Source organism: Delftia sp. 60 (assembly GCF_002754395.1).
GTDB lineage: Bacteria > Pseudomonadota > Gammaproteobacteria > Burkholderiales > Burkholderiaceae_C > Comamonas > Comamonas acidovorans.
On record NZ_PEFD01000001.1, the window covers coordinates 5,245,050 to 5,262,679 of the forward strand.

Annotated in this window: 16 protein-coding genes; 3 read left to right on the plus strand and 13 right to left on the minus strand. The window is 67.3% G+C overall.

From position 1 onward, the window contains the following. Positions 1-18 precede the first annotated feature (18 nt). The 13 genes from CLV01_RS23635 to surE form a co-directional block, all read right to left on the minus strand. Entirely contained in the window at positions 19-702 is a 684-nt protein-coding gene (locus tag CLV01_RS23635; RefSeq protein ID WP_099733072.1) for a YfgM family protein, read from the minus strand. A 70-nt stretch (positions 703-772) separates the two neighbouring features. Then, positions 773-2,032 carry a histidine--tRNA ligase gene (gene hisS / locus CLV01_RS23640; protein ID WP_212739077.1) on the minus strand — a complete coding sequence of 420 codons (1,260 nt, stop codon included), beginning with the start codon at positions 2,030-2,032 and terminating at the stop codon, positions 773-775. A 185-nt stretch (positions 2,033-2,217) separates the two neighbouring features. After that, the gene (gene ispG, locus CLV01_RS23645) at positions 2,218-3,501 is read right to left on the minus strand and encodes a flavodoxin-dependent (E)-4-hydroxy-3-methylbut-2-enyl-diphosphate synthase (protein ID WP_012206818.1); all 1,284 of its coding nucleotides are present in this window, start codon (positions 3,499-3,501) and stop codon (positions 2,218-2,220) included. Between the two features lie 2 nt (positions 3,502-3,503). Beyond that, a complete protein-coding gene (locus tag CLV01_RS23650; protein WP_099733071.1) occupies positions 3,504-4,481 on the minus strand; it encodes a RodZ domain-containing protein in 978 nt (325 codons plus the stop codon). Continuing rightward, entirely contained in the window at positions 4,474-5,334 is an 861-nt protein-coding gene (pilW, locus tag CLV01_RS23655) for a type IV pilus biogenesis/stability protein PilW (RefSeq protein ID WP_257221485.1), read from the minus strand. The genes CLV01_RS23650 and pilW overlap by 8 nt, the downstream gene beginning before the upstream one ends. Positions 5,335-5,383: 49 nt before the next feature. Then, complete coding sequence (gene rlmN, locus CLV01_RS23660; RefSeq protein WP_034396288.1) at positions 5,384-6,508, minus strand: 23S rRNA (adenine(2503)-C(2))-methyltransferase RlmN; 1,125 nt, start codon at positions 6,506-6,508, stop codon at positions 5,384-5,386. A 92-nt stretch (positions 6,509-6,600) separates the two neighbouring features. Further along, positions 6,601-7,026: a nucleoside-diphosphate kinase gene (ndk, locus tag CLV01_RS23665; protein WP_012206822.1), complete on the minus strand. Its 426-nt coding sequence runs from the start codon at positions 7,024-7,026 to the stop codon at positions 6,601-6,603. A gap of 169 nt (positions 7,027-7,195) precedes the next feature. Next, the gene (locus tag CLV01_RS23670) at positions 7,196-8,599 is read right to left on the minus strand and encodes a pseudouridine synthase (RefSeq protein WP_099733069.1); all 1,404 of its coding nucleotides are present in this window, start codon (positions 8,597-8,599) and stop codon (positions 7,196-7,198) included. After that, complete coding sequence (gene scpB / locus CLV01_RS23675) at positions 8,596-9,405, minus strand: SMC-Scp complex subunit ScpB (protein WP_099733068.1); 810 nt, start codon at positions 9,403-9,405, stop codon at positions 8,596-8,598. Before scpB ends, CLV01_RS23670 begins: the two co-directional genes overlap by 4 nt. A gap of 110 nt (positions 9,406-9,515) precedes the next feature. Then, positions 9,516-10,586 (minus strand): RluA family pseudouridine synthase, encoded by a 1,071-nt coding sequence (locus CLV01_RS23680; protein WP_099733067.1) that lies wholly within the window; start codon positions 10,584-10,586, stop codon positions 9,516-9,518. Beyond that, entirely contained in the window at positions 10,586-11,464 is an 879-nt protein-coding gene (locus tag CLV01_RS23685; RefSeq protein WP_012206826.1) for a peptidoglycan DD-metalloendopeptidase family protein, read from the minus strand. Before CLV01_RS23685 ends, CLV01_RS23680 begins: the two co-directional genes overlap by 1 nt. A 13-nt stretch (positions 11,465-11,477) precedes the next feature. Continuing rightward, positions 11,478-12,266: a protein-L-isoaspartate(D-aspartate) O-methyltransferase gene (locus CLV01_RS23690; protein WP_065346020.1), complete on the minus strand. Its 789-nt coding sequence runs from the start codon at positions 12,264-12,266 to the stop codon at positions 11,478-11,480. Continuing rightward, the gene (surE, locus tag CLV01_RS23695) at positions 12,263-13,066 is read right to left on the minus strand and encodes a 5'/3'-nucleotidase SurE (protein WP_013801165.1); all 804 of its coding nucleotides are present in this window, start codon (positions 13,064-13,066) and stop codon (positions 12,263-12,265) included. The genes CLV01_RS23690 and surE overlap by 4 nt, the downstream gene beginning before the upstream one ends. Positions 13,067-13,183: 117 nt before the next feature. Between surE and CLV01_RS23700 the strand changes: the two genes are divergently transcribed. Genes CLV01_RS23700 through CLV01_RS23710 form a run of 3 tightly spaced genes read left to right on the plus strand, consistent with a single transcriptional unit; the run spans position 13,184 to position 17,516 of the window. Continuing rightward, entirely contained in the window at positions 13,184-14,164 is a 981-nt protein-coding gene (locus CLV01_RS23700) for an NADPH:quinone oxidoreductase family protein (protein WP_012206829.1), read from the plus strand. Positions 14,165-14,222: 58 nt separating this feature from the next. After that, positions 14,223-15,821, plus strand: coding sequence for a GGDEF domain-containing protein (locus CLV01_RS23705; RefSeq protein ID WP_099733066.1), 1,599 nt, complete (start codon positions 14,223-14,225; stop codon positions 15,819-15,821). A gap of 60 nt (positions 15,822-15,881) precedes the next feature. After that, positions 15,882-17,516, plus strand: a complete 1,635-nt coding sequence (locus CLV01_RS23710) for an alkaline phosphatase D family protein (protein WP_099733065.1) — start codon at positions 15,882-15,884, stop codon at positions 17,514-17,516. Positions 17,517-17,630: the final 114 nt, after the last annotated feature.

Genomic DNA, 17,630 nt, shown 5'->3' on the forward strand with positions numbered 1-17,630 from the left:
ATTGATCAGCCGAGGTTTTCAAGGTTGCTTCTCCGAAGTCGACGTCTTGGCCTGTGCCAGCACGGTGGGTTCAGCACCCAGCGCATTGAGCTTGAACTCGATCAGACGGCCATAGTCCACGCCCTTGTCCAGGGCGGCATGGGCGCGCTGGTAGGCGTCAATGGCCTCGGCCTGCTTGCCCTGGGCCGCAAAAATGTCGCCACGGCGATCGGCCACGATGCCGGCGAAGGATTCGGGCATGCTGCCTTCCAGCGCCTTGAGGGCTTCGTCGTATTGCTTTTGCTGCTCCAGCACGGCGCTCAGGCGCAGCTTGGCCAGGGCCTTGTAGCCTTCGTCGCCCTTGTCGGCCACCCAGCTCAGGGCTGCCTTGGCGTCATCGAGCTTGCCTTCGTCCACTGCAGCCTTGGCCAGCAGCAGGCCGGCCTGGGCCGCCTGCGTGGTGCCGGCGTACTTGTCCTTGAGATCGGCGAAGGCCTGGCCGGCGCGCGCCGCGTCCTTGCCAGCCAGCGCCACGTCAACGGCATGCGCCAGAGCGGCAGCCTGCGTGGCCTGGCGCTTTTCCCAGTACTGGTAGCCATTCCAGCCGGCAAAGCCGACGAAGATGACCACGAGCACGCCGGTGATCAACGTGCCCCAGGTATTCCAGAAATGCTTGAGCTGCTCTATCTGCTCTTGTTCTTCGAGATCGAAATGGTTTGCCATGGATCGCCTGTGTCGCTTTAAGTATGGAGGTCGCCGCTGGAGCGGTCGCTTGAAAAGCTGCGGATGCTGGTCAAACCGCCGATTGTAGGGTGGCAGCCCATTGGGCCGCATCAGCCAGGGCTTGCTGCACCTGCTGGCCCGCGCCGTCGCGCAGCGACTTGACGGTGACCAGGCCCTGCTGCAGTTCATCGGAGCCGAAGATCAGCGCGAAATGTGCGCCGCTGGCATCGGCCTTCTTGAACTGCGACTTCATGCTGCCCATGCCTTCGGCGCTGGCCGCGTGCATCTGCACGCGCACACCGGCCTCGCGCAGCTGCTGCAGGGTGCGCAGCGCCACGGGCATGGCCGCCACATCGGGGACGATGGCGTAGGCATGCAGCGTGGGCGCGGGAATGTCGGTGCCGAGCTCCTTGACGAGTTCCAGCACACGCTCCACACCCAATGCCCAGCCCACGGCAGGCGCGCTCTTGCCGCCCACCTGCTCGATCAGGTAGTCGTAGCGGCCGCCCGCGCAGATGGTGCCCTGCGAGCCCAGCATGTCGGTGATGAACTCGAACACCGTCAGGTTGTAGTAGTCCAGGCCGCGCACCAGGCGCGGGTTCACGGTCCAGGGCACGCCGTTGGCGTCCAGGATGGCCTTGAGCCCGTCGAAGTGGGCCAGCGAGCCCTCGCCCAGGAAGTCCAGCAGGCGCGGCGCGCCGTTGACCATTTCCTGCATGGCGGGGTTCTTGGTGTCCAGCACGCGCAGCGGGTTGCTGTACATGCGGCGCTTGGCCTCTTCGTCCATCACGTCCTGGTGCTGCTCCAGGTAGGCGATCAGGGCCTGGCGGTGTGCCTGGCGCTCCTCGGGCTGGCCCAGGCTGTTGATTTCCAGGCGCCACTGGGTCAGGCCCAGCTGCTTCCACAGGGAAACGGCCAGCATGATGAGTTCGGCATCGACATCGGGGCCGGCAAAGCCCAGGGCCTCGGCGCCGATCTGGTGGAACTGGCGGTAACGGCCGCGCTGCGGGCGCTCATGGCGGAACATGGGGCCCATGTACCACATGCGCTTGCCGCCGTCGTACAGCAAGTTGTTCTCGATGGTGGCGCGCACCAGGCTGGCCGTGCCTTCGGGGCGCAGCGTCAGGCGCTCGCCGTTGAGCTTGTCCTCGAAGGAGTACATCTCCTTCTCGACAATGTCCGTCACCTCGCCGATGCCACGAACGAACAGCTGCGTATGCTCGACGATGGGCGTGCGCACATTGCGGTAGGCAAAGCGCGCCATCAATTCACGCACCTGCGCTTCCAGCCATTCCCAGCGAGCGGACTCGGCGGGAAGAATGTCGTTCATGCCTTTGACGGCGGAAAGTTTTTCGGGTTTGGCCACGTTGTTCTCGTTCGATGAATGCTCGGAAACAGGCGCTGACCCCGCTTTTTTCGCCCCATGCTCTCAACGCCTGTTTCGCGTAAGAGCCAATGAGGCAAAGCGTGGTGCGCTATCTATTTTGCAATAACTGCAATGCTCGATGCAGCCGATCAGGCGGGTGCAGCGGCGGTGGCGCCATAGGTGCGCGCCACATAATTTTCGACCAGTGCCTGGAATTCCTCGGCAATCCGCTCGCCGCGCAGCGTGAGCGCCTTTTCCCCGTCGATGTAGACCGGGGCGGCGGGCGCCTCGCCCGTGCCGGGAAGGCTGATGCCGATGTTGGCGTGCTTGCTCTCGCCGGGGCCGTTGACGATGCAGCCCATCACGGCCACCTTCATCGCCTCGACACCGGGATACTTCATGCGCCACAGCGGCATCTGGCCGCGCAGATAGTCATCGATCTGCTTGGCCAGTTCCTGGAAGGTGGTGCTGGTGGTGCGACCGCAGCCCGGGCAGGCCGTAACGCTGGGCACGAAGATGCGCAGGCCCAGGGCCTGCAGGATTTCGGAGGCGACCACCACTTCCTGCGTGCGCGCCTCGCCGGGCTGGGGCGTGAGCGAGACGCGGATGGTGTCGCCAATGCCTTCCTGCAGCAGCACGGACAGCGCGGCGGCCGAGGCCACCGTGCCCTTGGTGCCCATGCCGGCTTCGGTCAGGCCCAGGTGCAGCGCATAGTCGCAGCGCTGCGCCAGGGCCCGGTAGACCGAGATCAGGTCCTGCACGCCGCTGACCTTGCACGACAGGATGATGTTGTCGCCGTTCAGCCCCATGGACTCGGCCAAGCGCGCGGAATCGACGGCCGAGGAAATCAGCGCCTCGAACATGACCTGGCGCGTGTCCCAGGGCTGGGCGCGGCGCGAATTCTCGTCCATCAGCCGGGCCATCAGTTCCTGGTCCAGCGAGCCCCAGTTGACACCGATGCGCACGGCCTTGTCGTAGCGGGCCGCCGCCTCGATCATCTGGCCGAACTGCTTGTCCTTCTTGTCGCCCTTGCCCACGTTGCCGGGGTTGATGCGGTACTTGGACAGTGCCTCGGCGCAGGCCGGGTATTCGGTGAGCAGGCGGTGGCCGTTGTAGTGGAAGTCACCCACCAGCGGCACGTACTCGCCCATGCGGTCCAGCTGCTCGCGGATATAGGGCACGGCGGCGGCGGCCTCGGGCGTGTTGACGGTGATGCGCACCATCTCCGAGCCGGCCTGGGCCAGCTGGCGCACCTGTATGGCCGTCTCGACCGCGTCCACCGTATCGGTGTTGGTCATGGACTGCACGCGCACAGGCGCATCGCCACCCACGGTGACGACGTTGTTGCGCCAGACCACACGGGCCTGGCGGGACTTGCGCGGCAGCGGCGAGGCAATCGCTATCGGCTGCTGCGTGATGGGGAGATCTTGCACGGTCACTTCACCTCAAAGCGGGCCACATTGTCGCGGGTGGTCTTGGCGACTTCCAGCAATTCGCCACGCACACGCACCTCGGTGCCGCTGGCATTGCCGATGATGACCGACAGCGGCAGCGCGCCCTCGGCGCCAATGGATTCACCGGCCGCCAGCGTCTTTTGCAGCACCACGCGGCCGCTGGAATCCTTGACCTGTACCCATGATTGTGCGTTGGCCTTCATGACCAGCACGCCACCAGGCGTTTGCGCCGCGGTGGCTGCCGATGTCGCTGCGGCGCCCTCGGCAGGCGCATCGGCGGCAGGGGCAGCAGGCGTTGTGGTGGACGCAGGAGCCGGAACGGCTGCCGCTGCAGGCGCTGAAGTTGCCGGTGCAGATGCAGATGCAGCCGGCACATCGGCCGGCGTCGTCGCAGCAGGCGCAACGGGCTCCTGGGCGGCCACGGGCTCGGACACAGTCCCTGCAGGCTGCACCAGGGCAGCGGCATCGGAAGCGCCGGCCTGCGGCTCTTCGGCATCGCCTTCATGCTTGGGCAGGAAGTAGACGGCAGCGGCAGCGGCCAGCAGCAGCAGCACGATGATGGCCACCTTGCGCGAGCCGTTTTCACGTCCCAGCGATGTCCCGGTGGCCTTGAAGGAGCGCTCCTTGAACGTGGCGTTGATGCTGCCGCGATCATCGGCCAGGCTCTTGAGCTGGGTGCGCGGCAGCAGGGCCAGCACCGATGCAGAGTCCATGCGCAGCGTGCGGCAGACGCTTTGCGCCAGGGCCCGCATGAAGACATGGTCCTGGAATGCGGCGTAGTCATCCGCCTCCAGCGCCTCCAGCTTGGGGGCTGGCACCTTGAGTGCCGCCGCAAGCCCGGCCAGAGACAGACCCGCCGCCTCGCGCGCCTGACGCAGCAGCGTACCCGCCGTCATGGAAGTTTGTGCGTTCTCGCCTTGCGTACCTGCTTCGTCATGCACCGCCAACACCTCACTCATTGAATGCTCCACGCTCGTAGGCCAGCCATTGGCGGGACTCGGGGAAGCGCTGGTGCAGCTGGTCAGCCAGCTGCCGCATCGCTGCAGATTGCTGCAGCGCCCTCTCTATCTTGATCCCCAGCCACAGGCTTTCCGCATTGGACTGGGGACTGCTGTTCAGGCGCCGGATGTAGAACTGCGCCCTCTTAGCGTCGCCGCCCTGCAGCATCACGTTGCTCAGGTGGTAGGCGATCACCGGGTTGGCGGGATCGAGTTCATATCCCTTGAGCAGCGCCTGCTGGGCCTCGACCAGCAGGCCGGCCTGCTGCAGGCACAGGCCCTTGGCCATCCAGGTCTTGGGGCGCTCCAGGTAGCCGGGCTGGGCCAGGGCCTTGTCCAGCCATTCCTGGGCTTGCGCGTATTGCTTGCGCTGGCACAGCAGCCAGCCGTAGTTGTGCTGCAGGTCGCCGTCCTGGGGACGCAGCGACATCGCCTTGCGCAGGCTGGCGTCGGCCTGGTCCCAGTCCTGGTTGCGCATGTAGATCAGGGCCAGCAGGCCGTAGCCGTCGGCGGAACTGGGGTCAGCGGCCAGCGCCTGGTTCACCTCTTCCAGGGCCACATCGATGCGGCCAGCCTGGAAATAGGAAGCCGCCAGCTCCAGGCGGATGCTTGCGCGGCGGCGGGGATCGGCCTCGGCGGCAGAAGCCATCGAGGCATTGGAGACGGAGGAAGCGTTGCCGGCGCCAGAATTCGTCGGGGGCACCAAAGGCTGCTTGCCTGCGCAGCCCGCCAAGAAAAGAACCAGCGCGGGCACTGCCCAGCGCATGCCTGTACCGAAATCCCCCGTTCGCAGCCGCCGAGCCACTGACTTCATGAACTGTCCTTTGTTCCGTCGGGGCATGCCAGGCATGCCCCAGGTCTTCTCAAGGCACCTGCTTGAGAACAATGGTGCGCTGCCTGGCCATGCGCTCGGCAGCGCGCGTGCGGTCCTTGACATCGCCAGCCAGCTGTCCGCAGGCTGCGTCGATGTCGTCGCCACGTGTCTTGCGCACCGTGGTCACGATGCCGGCATTGCTCAGCAGGCTGGCGAACTCCGTCACCCGCGCTGCGGGTGAACGCAGCAGCCCCGAGGCCGGGAACGGATTGAACGGAATCAGGTTGAACTTGCACCAGCTGCGGCCGTCGCCACGCGCGCGGACCAACTCTATCAGTTGGCGCGCATGCTCAGGCTGGTCATTGACGCCATCGAGCATGCAGTATTCGAACGTGATGAAGTCACGGGGCGCGAATTCCAGGTAGCGCTCGCAGGCATCGAGCAGCTCGTGGATGGGGTACTTGCGGTTCAACGGCACCAGGGGGTCGCGCAGCTCGTCATTGGGCGCATGCAGCGACACGGCCATGGCCACGGCGCAGTCCTGGGACAGCCGGTCGATCATCGGCACCACGCCCGAGGTGGACACGGTCACGCGGCGGCGCGAGAGGCCGTAGCCATGGTCGTCGAGCATGGCGCGCAGCGCCGGCACCAGGGCCGTGTAGTTCTGCAGCGGCTCGCCCATGCCCATCATCACCACGTTGGAGATGACGCGCTCGCCGCCCGTGCCCAGGCGCTTGCGCAGCGCATGCTCGGCATACCACAGCTGGGCCAGGATCTCGCCCGTGCTGAGGTTGCGGCTGAAGCCCTGGTGACCCGTGGAGCAGAAGCGGCAGCCCACGGCGCAGCCCGCCTGGGACGACACGCACAGCGTGCCCCGGTCATCTTCGGGAATGAAAACGGCTTCGACGGCATCGCCGCCTCCCACGTCGAACAGCCACTTGACTGTTCCATCGGCAGACACATGCTCGGTCAGAACCGGCAGGGCCGTGATGTGGGCACACGCCTTGAGCTTTTCGCGCAGGGACTTGGCCAGATCGCTCATCTGGTCGAAGTCGCTGGCGCCTCGCTGGTGGATCCAGCGGAACAGCTGCGTCGCGCGGAAACGCTTCTCGCCGAGTTGCTCGCAGTAAGCGGCAAGTCCGTCGAGATCAAAATCTAGCAAATTGGTATTCATGTCGGCAGGCCGGTGCCACGCCGCTCTCGGCTCTTCCGCGGCAGGCACGGCCTGCACCGGACAGACCATGACGGCCGCGGAAGACGCGGGGATTAGCGCGAGTAGACGTTCATGCCGGGGAAGAAGAAAGCCACTTCCACGGCTGCAGTTTCAGCGGCGTCAGAGCCGTGCACGGCGTTGGCGTCGATGCTGTCGGCGAAGTCGGCGCGGATCGTGCCCTTCTCAGCCTTCTTGGGGTCGGTGGCGCCCATCAGTTCGCGGTTCTTCAGGATGGCGTTCTCGCCTTCCAGAGCCTGGATCATCACGGGGCCGGAGACCATGAAGTCCACCAGGTCCTTGAAGAAAGGACGCTCCTTGTGGACGCCGTAGAACTGCTCGGCTTCGCCGCGCGACAGGTGCACCATCTTGGCAGCGATGACCTTCAGGCCAGCGCCTTCGAAGCGTGCGTAGATCTGGCCGATCACGTTCTTGGCAACGGCGTCGGGCTTGATGATGGAAAGAGTGCGTTCGATGGCCATTTGAATGGTTCCTAATCAGGGTTACTATGGATTTTTGTCAATTGGACAAAACCGTTGATTCTAGCTGTGCCATCAAAGTCCTTGATGACATGGTGCTGCCAAATGGCAGGCTTACAGGGCGGGCCGACCACCTCTGGATGAACCAGAAGGCGGACGGCCCGGCCGCCTTTCAGCGGCGTCCTCCCGGCTTGCGCTTGGCGTTCTGGCGTGCACGCGAGAGGCTGTCGGAGCCGATGTAGCCCACCGATGTACGCATCGGATCGGGCTGCTGGCTGCCGCCGCCCTTGCCCCGCCCGCCTGCGCCGCCCTGCCCCTTGCCCTGTCCCTGGCCGCCGTCAGCCTTGCCGCCCTTGGCTGCAGGCTTGGCACGCGGGCCGTCGAGCATGGCGTTGGGCGCCGGGCGATTGCCGTCGAAGTAGCGGCCGCCGCCTTCGCGGCGAACGGTGTTGCGGTCTGCCGGGCCACCACGGCGGCCTCCGGCCGGTGGCTTGGGTGCAGCGGGCGCACGCGCCTGCATGCCGGCTGCCGAAGCCAGGGACTGGATATCGGCCTGGTCCAGCTCCACCCAGGCGCCGCGCTTGAGGCCGCGCGGCAGCACCATGGCGCCGTAGCGGATGCGGATCAGCCGGCTCACGGCATGGCCCACCGCCTCGAACATGCGGCGCACTTCGCGGTTGCGGCCTTCGGAAATGGTCACGCGGTACCAGCAGTTGGCGCCTTCACCACCGCCGTCTTCAATGGAGCCGAAGGCGGCCACGCCGTCTTCCAACTGCACGCCATCGGTCAGGCGCTGCTTTTCTTCCTTGCTGAGCGCGCCCAGCACGCGGGCCGCGTATTCGCGCTCCAGGCCGAAGCGCGGGTGCATCAGGGAGTTGGCCAGCTCGCCCGAGCTGGTGAACAGCAGCAGGCCTTCGGTGTTCAGGTCCAGGCGACCCACCGATTGCCATTTGCCATGCTGCAGGCGAGGCAGCTTGCGGAACACCGTGGGACGGTTTTGCGGATCGTCATGCGTGACGACCTCGCCCACGGGCTTGTGATAGGCGATGACACGCGCCGGCGGCGGGTCGATGCGAAAGCGGATGGGCTGGCCATTGACCTTGATCTGGTCGCCGAACTGGATGCGCTGGCCCACGTGGGCAGGCTCGTTGTTGACCGAGATGCGGCCTTCAAGAATGAGCTGCTCCATTTCGAGGCGCGATCCCAGCCCGGCCTGGGCCAGCACCTTGTGCAGCTTGGGCGAATCGACCTGGGGCAGCAGCACGCGCTTGGCAGGCGCGGCATCGTCGCGCTCTTCGGCGGCGTCGAGTTCGCCCGAGATGACGTCCGCAAAACCGTAGCCTTCGACAGACCCTGAGTCGCTTGACTCTGATGCGTCAGCCGTCACCAGCTCTTGCACGGTGTCTTCGGCATGCACCGCCTCGGCGGCCGGACGCGGCTTGCGCACAGGCTTGGCGCCGGGCCGCGCCCCGGCCTTGGGAGCGCGCGAGCGCGCGGGGCGGGCCTTGCGCTGCGCGCCGGCCTCATCGGACGCCGGCTGGGCGTCCTGGTCTTTGGAGATATCACTACCCGTCATGGCTTTCCTTCTTCGGCCTGCTTTGCAGTGCCGTCCGTATCCGTTGTATCCGCTGTATCCGTTGCGTCTGTTGCCTCTGCCGCATCCGCTGCATCTGCCGCAACCGCCAGGTCTGCTGTATCTGCTTGAGCCGCATCTGCTGCCATTGCGGCATCTGCCCCGTCCGATCCCGAGGCATCTGTCTCGCCCTGGGGCTCTTCGGGCAAGGGAGCGTCACCGGCTGGCGCGGCCTCGTCCGCTGCCAATTCCTGCGCACCCGACTCTTCCAGCGCCTTGAACAGGCTTTGCTGGGATTCGGGCTCCTCGAGCATGGGCAACTGGTCCAGCGACTGCAGACCCAGGTCGTCCAGAAACTGGCGCGTGGTGGCGAACAAAGAGGGCCGGCCCACGGTTTCCCGGTGGCCAATGACCTCGATCCATCCCCGGTCTTCCAGTTGCTTGATCAGCAGGCTGTTGACCGTCACGCCGCGTATGTCCTCGATGTCGCCACGCGTCACTGGCTGGCGGTAGGCGATGATCGCCAGCGTCTCCAGGGTCGCGCGGGTGTAGCGTGGCGGCTTTTCGGGATGCAGCCGGTCCAGATAGACCCGCATCTCGGGCCGGCTCTGGAAGCGCCATCCAGACGCCACCTGCACCAGCTCCACACCTTTTTGCGCCCAGTCTTTCTGCAGGTCCAGCAGCAGGTCCTTCAGCGTGTCGGAGCCCAGCACGTCATCGAACAGCGAGCGCAGCTCACGCAGCGTGACAGGCTGCGGCGCACAGATCAATGCAGTTTCCAGGACCCGCTTGGCATCTACCGTATTCATGGCTCAGCGTCTCGGGAACAAAGGCGCGCGTGCCACCAGAGGTGGCAGCCAGGGTGCGCCGAATCAAAGAAGAGGAAGCAAGCGCTCCACGGATGCCATGCGAGAGATGGTCAGAGGCTTTCGGCGGGATTGTAGCTCAGCCCCCAATTTTCCAGCGCCTGTGCCATATCGGGCGGCAGCGGCGCGCGCAGCACCAGGGCCTGGCCTGTCATGGGATGGTTGAAGGCCAGCCGGAAGGCGTGCAGCGCCTGGCGCGCCATGCCGCCAGCCTCCTTGCCGCCGTAGACGGCATCGGCCACCAGCGGGTGGCCCAGCGATGCCATGTGCACGCGGATCTGGTGGGTGCGGCCCGTGTGCAGCGTGCAGCGCACCAGGCTGACTTCCTCGTTGCCGGCCAGCAGGTCGATGTCGGTGCGCGCGGTCTTGCCTGCATGTTGCGCCAGGTCGACCACGGCCATGCGCAGGCGGTTGCGCGGGTCGCGGCCGATGGGCGCATCGACCTCGCGGCGCTTGCGCGGGCCCCAGGCCTTGTGGGCCAGCGCCAGGTACTGGCGGCTGACATCGCGCGCGGCGATCATGGCCACCAGCGCGTCCATGGCGGCGCGGCTGCGCGCCACCACCATGAGTCCGCTGGTGTCCTTGTCCAGGCGGTGGACGATGCCGGCGCGCGGCACCTCCCGCGCCTTGGGGTCGCGCCCCAGCAGGCCGTTGAGCAGGGTTCCCGTCCAATTGCCCGGGGCCGGGTGCACGACCAGGCCAGCCGGCTTGTTGACGACCAGCAGGTGCTCGTCCTCATACACCACGTCCAGCGCCATGTCTTCGGGCTGGAAGGCCATGCTCTGCTGCGTGGGCCGCATCTCCAGCACCATCCGGTCGCCGGCGGCCACCTTGGTGGCCGGCTTGACCAGCACACGCCCATTGAGCGTGACCGCGCCCTGCGCCAGCAGTTGCTGCAGATAGCTGCGGGAGAACTCGGCCACGCATTCGGCCAGCACCTTGTCGGCGCGCAGGCCGTGCTGGGCCGGCGGCACGGTGATCTCGCGCAGCTCGGCTGCGGCGGCCTCGACCTCACCGCCTTCGGCCTCGTCCTCGACCGGCTCCCACGGCGATTCGCCGGGCGCAGAAGAAACAAGCCCCTGCGGGGCAGGGGCTTGTCCGGTTTGCCTGGTGCTGCGGCTCATCAGCGAGAAGGCAGGTAGCGCGAAGGATCGACAGGCTTGCCCTGGCGACGCACCTCGAAGTGCAGCTTCACGCGGTCCGCGTCGGTGCTGCCCATCTCGGCGATCTTCTGGCCCTTGCGCACGGTCTGGTCTTCCTTGACCAGCAGCGTCTGGTTGTGCGCGTAGGCCGTGAGGTAGGTGTTGTTGTGCTTGAGGATGATCAGGTTGCCATAGCCACGCAGGCCGGCGCCGGCATAGACCACGCGGCCATCGGCAGCGGCCATCACGGGATCGCCGGCCTTGCCTGCGATGTCGTAACCCTTGTTGCGCGCCTCGTCAAAACCGGCGATCAGGCTGCCCGATGCAGGCCAGATGAAGTCCACATCGTCGGCGCCCTTGCCGGCTGCGGGTGCAGGGGCGGGTGCCGGGGTCGGTGCGGGTGCAGGCGTTGCCGTGGAGCCGCCCGACGATGCCACGGGTGGCAGCGGCGTTGCCACCACGGGCGAGCCGCTGGGCGTGGAGGAGGCAGTGGACGACGGGCGCGTGCCGACGCTGTCCGAGCTGGTCGGCGGCACGACGCGCACCACCTGACCGACTTCGATCAGGTTGGGGTTCTCCAGATTGTTCCAGCGCGCGATGTCCTTCCAGCTCTGGCCGGTTTCCAGGCCGATGCGGATCAGCGTGTCACCGGGCTTGATCGTGTAGTAGCCGGGCTTGCCGGCGTTTTCGACGCCGGGCAGCGGCTTGACGGCTGCCGATGGCGAGGAAGAGGTGGAGGAGGTGGTGGTCGTTCCACGGTCCTCCACGGGAGCCCTGTTCACTTGGGATGTGCAGCCTGCCAGAACCATGCCGGCCAGCACCACCGTTCCCCAAGCCCCAAGACTTCGCGATACCAACATAAGTTATTCCCTTCTAGGCGATGCCCGATTTTAGGGGGACAAAGTTCACGGCCTCCAAAATCGACTGCGTAAACCCGTGTGAACTCTTGTCAATCACCAGCAGTGCCTGCTTACCACCCGTAACCACCATGGGGGCGACAAGCCGCCCGCCCACGGCCAGCTGGTCGCACCAGGCCGAGGGCATGCTCTCGCCGCCAGCGGCCGAGATGATGCCCGCATACGGCGCGCCGCTGCCATAGCCTTCCATGCCATCTCCAAAGATCAGATGGACATTGGTCAGCCGCCAGGGACGCAGGTTGCTGCGCGCTTTCTCGTGCAGGCCGCGCAGGCGCTCGATCGAATAGACCTCGCGTGCCACGCGCGCCAGCACCGCCGCCTGGTAGCCGCAGCCCGTGCCGATTTCCAGCACGCGGCCCAGGCCCGACTTCGCGGCTTCCGAGCCCAGCAGCAGCTCGGTCATGCGGGCGACCACGCTGGGCTTGGAGATCGTCTGGCCCAGGCCAATGGGCAGGCTGGTGTCTTCATAGGCCTGGTTGACCAGGGCGCTGTCCACAAAGCGGTGGCGCTCCACCGATCCCATGGCGGCCAGCACGGCCGGCGACTGTATGCCGGTGGCAGCCAGCCGCTGCACCATGCGGGCGCGAACGGCGGCCGAGTCCAGGCCGATGCCCGAGGGCTGTTGCGGGGCACGGGCACCGGCCGGCGCCAGCGCAGAGCGCGCAGGCGCCGCGCGCGAGGCCGGCGCAGGGGTCTGCACCGAGCGCGCCACCCACGAGGGAACTCCGGGACGGCGCTCGCTCACGGTTGCACCGCCCCGCCCTGGGCTGCCTGCACGCCCTGGCCGGCCGACGCCAGCCTGGCCGCCGTCTGTGCCCAGTAGCCCAGGTTGTCATGGTCGGTCAGGTCCACCTTCAGCGGCGTGACGGACACATGGCCGTGCGCCGTGGCGTGGAAGTCCGTGCCTTCCGAGTCATCCTTGGCCGCGCCTGCGCTGCCTATCCAGTACATCATTTCGCCGCGCGGGCTCTCCTGGGTGATGACGCGTTCGGCCGCATGGCGGCGGCCCAGCCGGCACAGCTTGAGGGGCTTGAGCGCGGACAAGGGCATGTTGGGAATGTTCACGTTGAGCAGCCAGGGCGACAGGCCGATCAGTTCCTGCGATTGCATGTCCATGACCAGCTGGCGCGCGGCGGCGGCAGCGGCCTCGATCTCGGACCAGCCCTTGTCCACCTGCGAGAAGGCAATGGAGGGAATGCCGAACAGAAAGCCCTCCATGGCGGCGCCCACGGTGCCGGAATAGATGGTGTCGTCGCCCATGTTGGCGCCGTTGTTGATGCCGGAGACCACCAGGTCGGGCCGGTAGCCCAGCAGGCCGGTCAGGGCGATGTGCACGCAGTCCGCAGGCGTGCCATTGACATAGCGAAAGCCGTTGTGGGCCTGGTGCACATACAGCGGCGCGTTCAGCGTCAGGGCGTTGGACTTGGCACTGTTGTTGTGCTCCGGTGCCACCACCTCGACGTCTGCCACCGTGCGCAGCGCCTCGTACAGGGCCTGGATGCCGGGCGCCTGGTAGCCGTCGTCGTTACAAATGAGAATCTTCATGGATACAGCAGGGATTGCGGGCGATTGTAGGCGGGCGTCTCGTCGCCCGAGGGACAGGAGGCATTCCCACCACACTCCTATCATCGGCCAGGCATTCAATCACAGGAGACAACCACCATGCACGCTTGGCTTTGCACCACGCCCACAGGCGTCGATCAACTGCAGTGGACGCAGCTGCCCACGCCCACGCCGGGCCCGGGGCAGGTACTGCTCGAAGTGAAGGCGGCCAGCCTGAACTTTCCCGATCTGCTGATCGTGCAGAACAAGTACCAGATGAAGCCTGAGCTGCCGTTCGTGCCGGGCTCGGAATACGCGGGCGTGGTCCAGGCCGTGGGTGAAGGCGTGAGCCACCTGGCCGTGGGCCAGCGCGTGGCCTGCCTGTCGGGCACGGGTGGCTTCGGCACCCATACGCTGGCGCCGGCCGCGCTGTGCATGCCGCTGCCAGACGGTTTCAGCTTTGTCGATGCTGCGGCCTTCATCATGACCTATGCCACCTCGCACCATGCGCTGATCGACCGCGGCCAGCTGCGCGCGGGCGAGACCGTGCTGGTGCTGGGCGCAGCGGGCGGCGTGGGCACGGCCGCCATCCAGATCGCCAAGGCGGCGGGTGCGCGTGTAATCGCAGCGGCCTCCACCGACGAAAAGTGCGCGCTGTGCAAGGCACAGGGCGCCGATGCCACCATCAACTACAGCCAGGGCGATCTGCGCGCCGCCATCAAGGAAGCCACCGACGGCAAGGGCCCCGACGTGGTCTACGACCCCGTGGGCGGCGACTTCGCCGAGCCGGCCTTCCGCTCCATCGCCTGGCGCGGCCGCTATCTGATCGTGGGCTTTGCCGCAGGCCCGATTCCTGCCCTGCCGCTGAACCTGCCGCTGCTCAAGGGCGCATCGCTGGTGGGCGTCTTCTGGGGCGAGTTCTCCCGGCGCGAGCCCAAGGCCAATGCGGCCATGATGCAGGAGCTGGCGCAGTGGTACGGCCAGGGAAAGATCAAGCCCGTGATCGACCGCACCATGCCCATGGCCGAGCTGCACGCCGCCTATGCGCGCATGGGATCGCGCCAGGTGCAGGGCAAGCTGGTGATGGTCAACGAGCAGTGAACCGGGCGCTGGCCATGCCACACTGGAGGGCATTGCATTCTGAAACAACTGCCCACCCATGGCCGAGCGCTCCGCTTCCGAACTGGCACGCGAAACCCTGCGGCAACTGGCGCTGAACCGCCTGCCGCCCACCCCGGAAAACTACACCCGCCTTTATGAACAGGCGGCTGGCGAGCCCAGCCCCGCCAGCTTTCCCCAGGGCCCGCTGCGCCACGTGCATGCGCTTTTGCCTGCGCAGACGCCCGGACAGAAGCGCCTGCGCGACCAGCTGGGCGCCGCCATAGAGCGCAGCGACTGGCAAGGGCTGCAGCAGGTCATCACCGCCTATGCCAACGCGGCCCTGCAGCCGCCTGCCCATGAGGCCAGGCCCGTGGAGCTGCCCGTGCCGCCGCCCGTCCAGGCCCTGCCCGACGACCTGACCCAGCAGTTGGCGCGGCGCTTCGAGGCCTTGTCCACGCTGCTGGACACCCAGGACACCAAGACCGGGCAACTGCACCAGCAGCTGATGGAGCAGCTGCAATCGCCGCCCGTGGATGCCAAGGCCCTGGCGCGGCGCCTGCACGACCAGCACTACCAGCTGTCGTTCGCCATCGCCGACCAGCTTCAGGTCCTGCAGTTGATGCAGGAGTTGCTGCAGACCCTGGTGCAGCACCTGGCCCAGGACCCCACGCATGGCAGCTGGCTGGTGCAGCAGCTCACGGCCATCGAGCAGGCCATCACCCCGCCGCTGTCGCCCGCGCCCCTGGCCGATGCACGGCGCGAGCTGCAGACCGTGATCCACCGGCGCCTGCAGTTGCAGGACGGCATGGCCGCCGCGCAGCAGGCGCTCAGGGACATGCTGGGCGGCTTCGTCCAGCATCTGGCGCAGATCACGAGCAGCAACGAAACGCTGGGCGCCCGCATGGAAGAGGCGGCACGCCAGCTGGACGGCATCCAGCGCCTGGAAGACGCAGCCCCGCTGCTGCAGCAGGTGCTGGAGGCCACGCGCACCATGGCTGCCGGCAGCCGCGTGGCCCAGGAGGAGCTGCAGGCGCTGCGCGCCCATGTCGATGCCTGCGAGGCCCGCATCGAAACACTGCAGCAGGAACTGGACGAGGCCGCGCGCCGCGCACGCCACGACCCGCTGACCGGCCAGCTCAACCGCCTGGGCGTGAGCGAGGCACTGGACCGCGAGGTGGCACGCGCACAGCGCCATGGCCAGCCGCTGAGCGTTGCCCTGGTCGATATGGACGGCATGCAGGCCCTCAATGCCGAGCTGGGACATGCCATGGGCGATGCCGCGCTGGTGCATGTGGCCCAGTTGGCGCGCCAAGGGCTGCGCCCTGAAGACGTGGTGGGCCGCTATGAAGGCCAGGCCTTCGTGCTGCTGCTGCCGCAGACCCCGGAGACGGCAGGCGCCCAGGCACTGCAGCGCCTTCTGCAGTTGCTGGAGCAGGCGCCTTTGCCCGCATCTGCGCAGACCCCAGGCCAGCCCGCACCCCGGCCCCTGAGCTTCAGCGCGGGCGTCGCCCAGTTGCAAAGCCACGAAAACGGCATGGACGTGCTGCGCCGCGCCGACACCGCCATGCTGCAGGCCAAGGAGCGCGGCAAGCACTGCATTGCCACGGCATCAGGCGCACAATGGCAGCCAGTTGGAAACGCAGGCGCCGGCCTTTGATCCACCCAAGGCCACGCCCCGTCTTTCCCCGCTTTTTTGCGCCACCTGCCCCGAACCGCCATGCACCTGCCCTTCAGCGCCTCCGTCCCTGCACCGCGGCGCCAGTTTCTGGTCGGCTCGGGCCTGGCCACGGCGCTGGGCCAGTTGCCTGCCTGGGCCCGGCTGGGCGAGCGGCCTGCGCACAACCCCTTCACGCTGGGCGTGGCCAGCGGCGACCCTGAACCCGACAACGTGCTGCTGTGGACGCGGCTGACGCCACCGCTGGCCCAGCTGGGCGAGACCGACACCACGGCCATGCCTGCGCTCAAGATCCGCTGGGAGCTGGCGCACGACCCGCTGTTCCGCCAGATCGTGCGCAGCGGCGAGGCCATGGCCCAGCCCGAATGGGGCCACGGCGTGCATGTGCAGGTGGGAGGACTGGCGCCCGACCGCTGGTACCACTACCGCTTCATGCTGGGACAGGCGGTCAGCGGCACGGGCCGCTGCCGCACGGCGCCTGCCCCCAGCAGCATGCCGCAGCGCCTGCGCCTGGCCTATGCCTCCTGCCAGCGCTGGGAGCACGGCTACTACGCGGCCTGGCGCCAGGTGGTGCAGGATGCGCCGGACCTGGTGATCTTCCTGGGCGACTACATCTACGAATACGCCACGCCCGCCATGACGCTGGGCCTGGCCCGCACGCACAGCCTGCGCGCCGCGCAGACCCTGCAGGACTACCGCGACCGCTACGCCCTGCACAAGAGCGACCCGCTGCTGCAGGCCGCGCACGCCCTGTGCAACTGGTCCGTGGGCTGGGACGACCATGAGGTGGAAAACAACTACGCGGGCGACCAGGGCCAGGGCGATGCCGCGCGTTTCCTGGCCCGGCGCATGGCCGCCTGGCAGGCCTTCTACGAAAACATGCCGCTGCGTGCCAGCGCGCTGACGGGCGCCGGGGCATCGCATGGCGGCGGCGGCCTGCAGCTGTACCGCAGCCTGCAATGGGGCCGGCTGGCCCGGCTGCATCTGCTGGACGGCCGCCAGTACCGCAGCGCCCAGGCCTGCCGCATCGAGGGCGAGGCAGACAAGGGCAGCGTGCGCCCTGCGCAATGTGCGGCCCTGTCGGACACGGCGCGCAGCTTCCTGGGCTGGACCCAGGAGCAGTGGCTGTACCGCCAACTGGCCGAGGACGCACGCCACCAGGGCAGCGAGGGGCCGCGCTGGAGCATCCTGGCCCAGCCCACCCTGCTGTCGGCGCACCGGCCGCCTTCGGGATCGCAGGCCACGGACAGCTGGGACGGCTACCCGGCCGCGCGCCAGCGCCTGGTGCGCCACCTCACGCCGGGCGCCCAGCCCACGCCGCGCAACAGCGTGCTGCTGGGCGGCGACCTGCACCAGAACTACGTCTGTGCCGTGCACGCCGATCCCGAGGCCGCGCCCGAACGGCGCAACCCCATCGTGGCCAGCGAGTTCTGCAGCACCTCGATCACCTCGCGCAGCGGCACCACACAGGCCAAGGTCGATGCCATCGTCGCCCACAACCCGCAGGTGCTGTACGCACGCTGCGAGGAACGCGGCTATGGCCTGGCAGACATCACGCCCGAACGCTGGACCAGCGAGCTGCGTGCCGTGGCCAACCCCATGCGCGCCGACAGCCGCATCTACACGCTGGCCCGCTTCACCGTCGAGGACAGGCGGCCCGGCCCCGTAGCCAGCTGACAGGGCACTGACGCAGGGCACGACCGAAGGGCACTTTCAGCAGGCCTCGGAATCAGTGGCTATCCTGACATCGCCACCCGGCATGCCGCCTATCGTATGGTGAGCTGCCTTGCC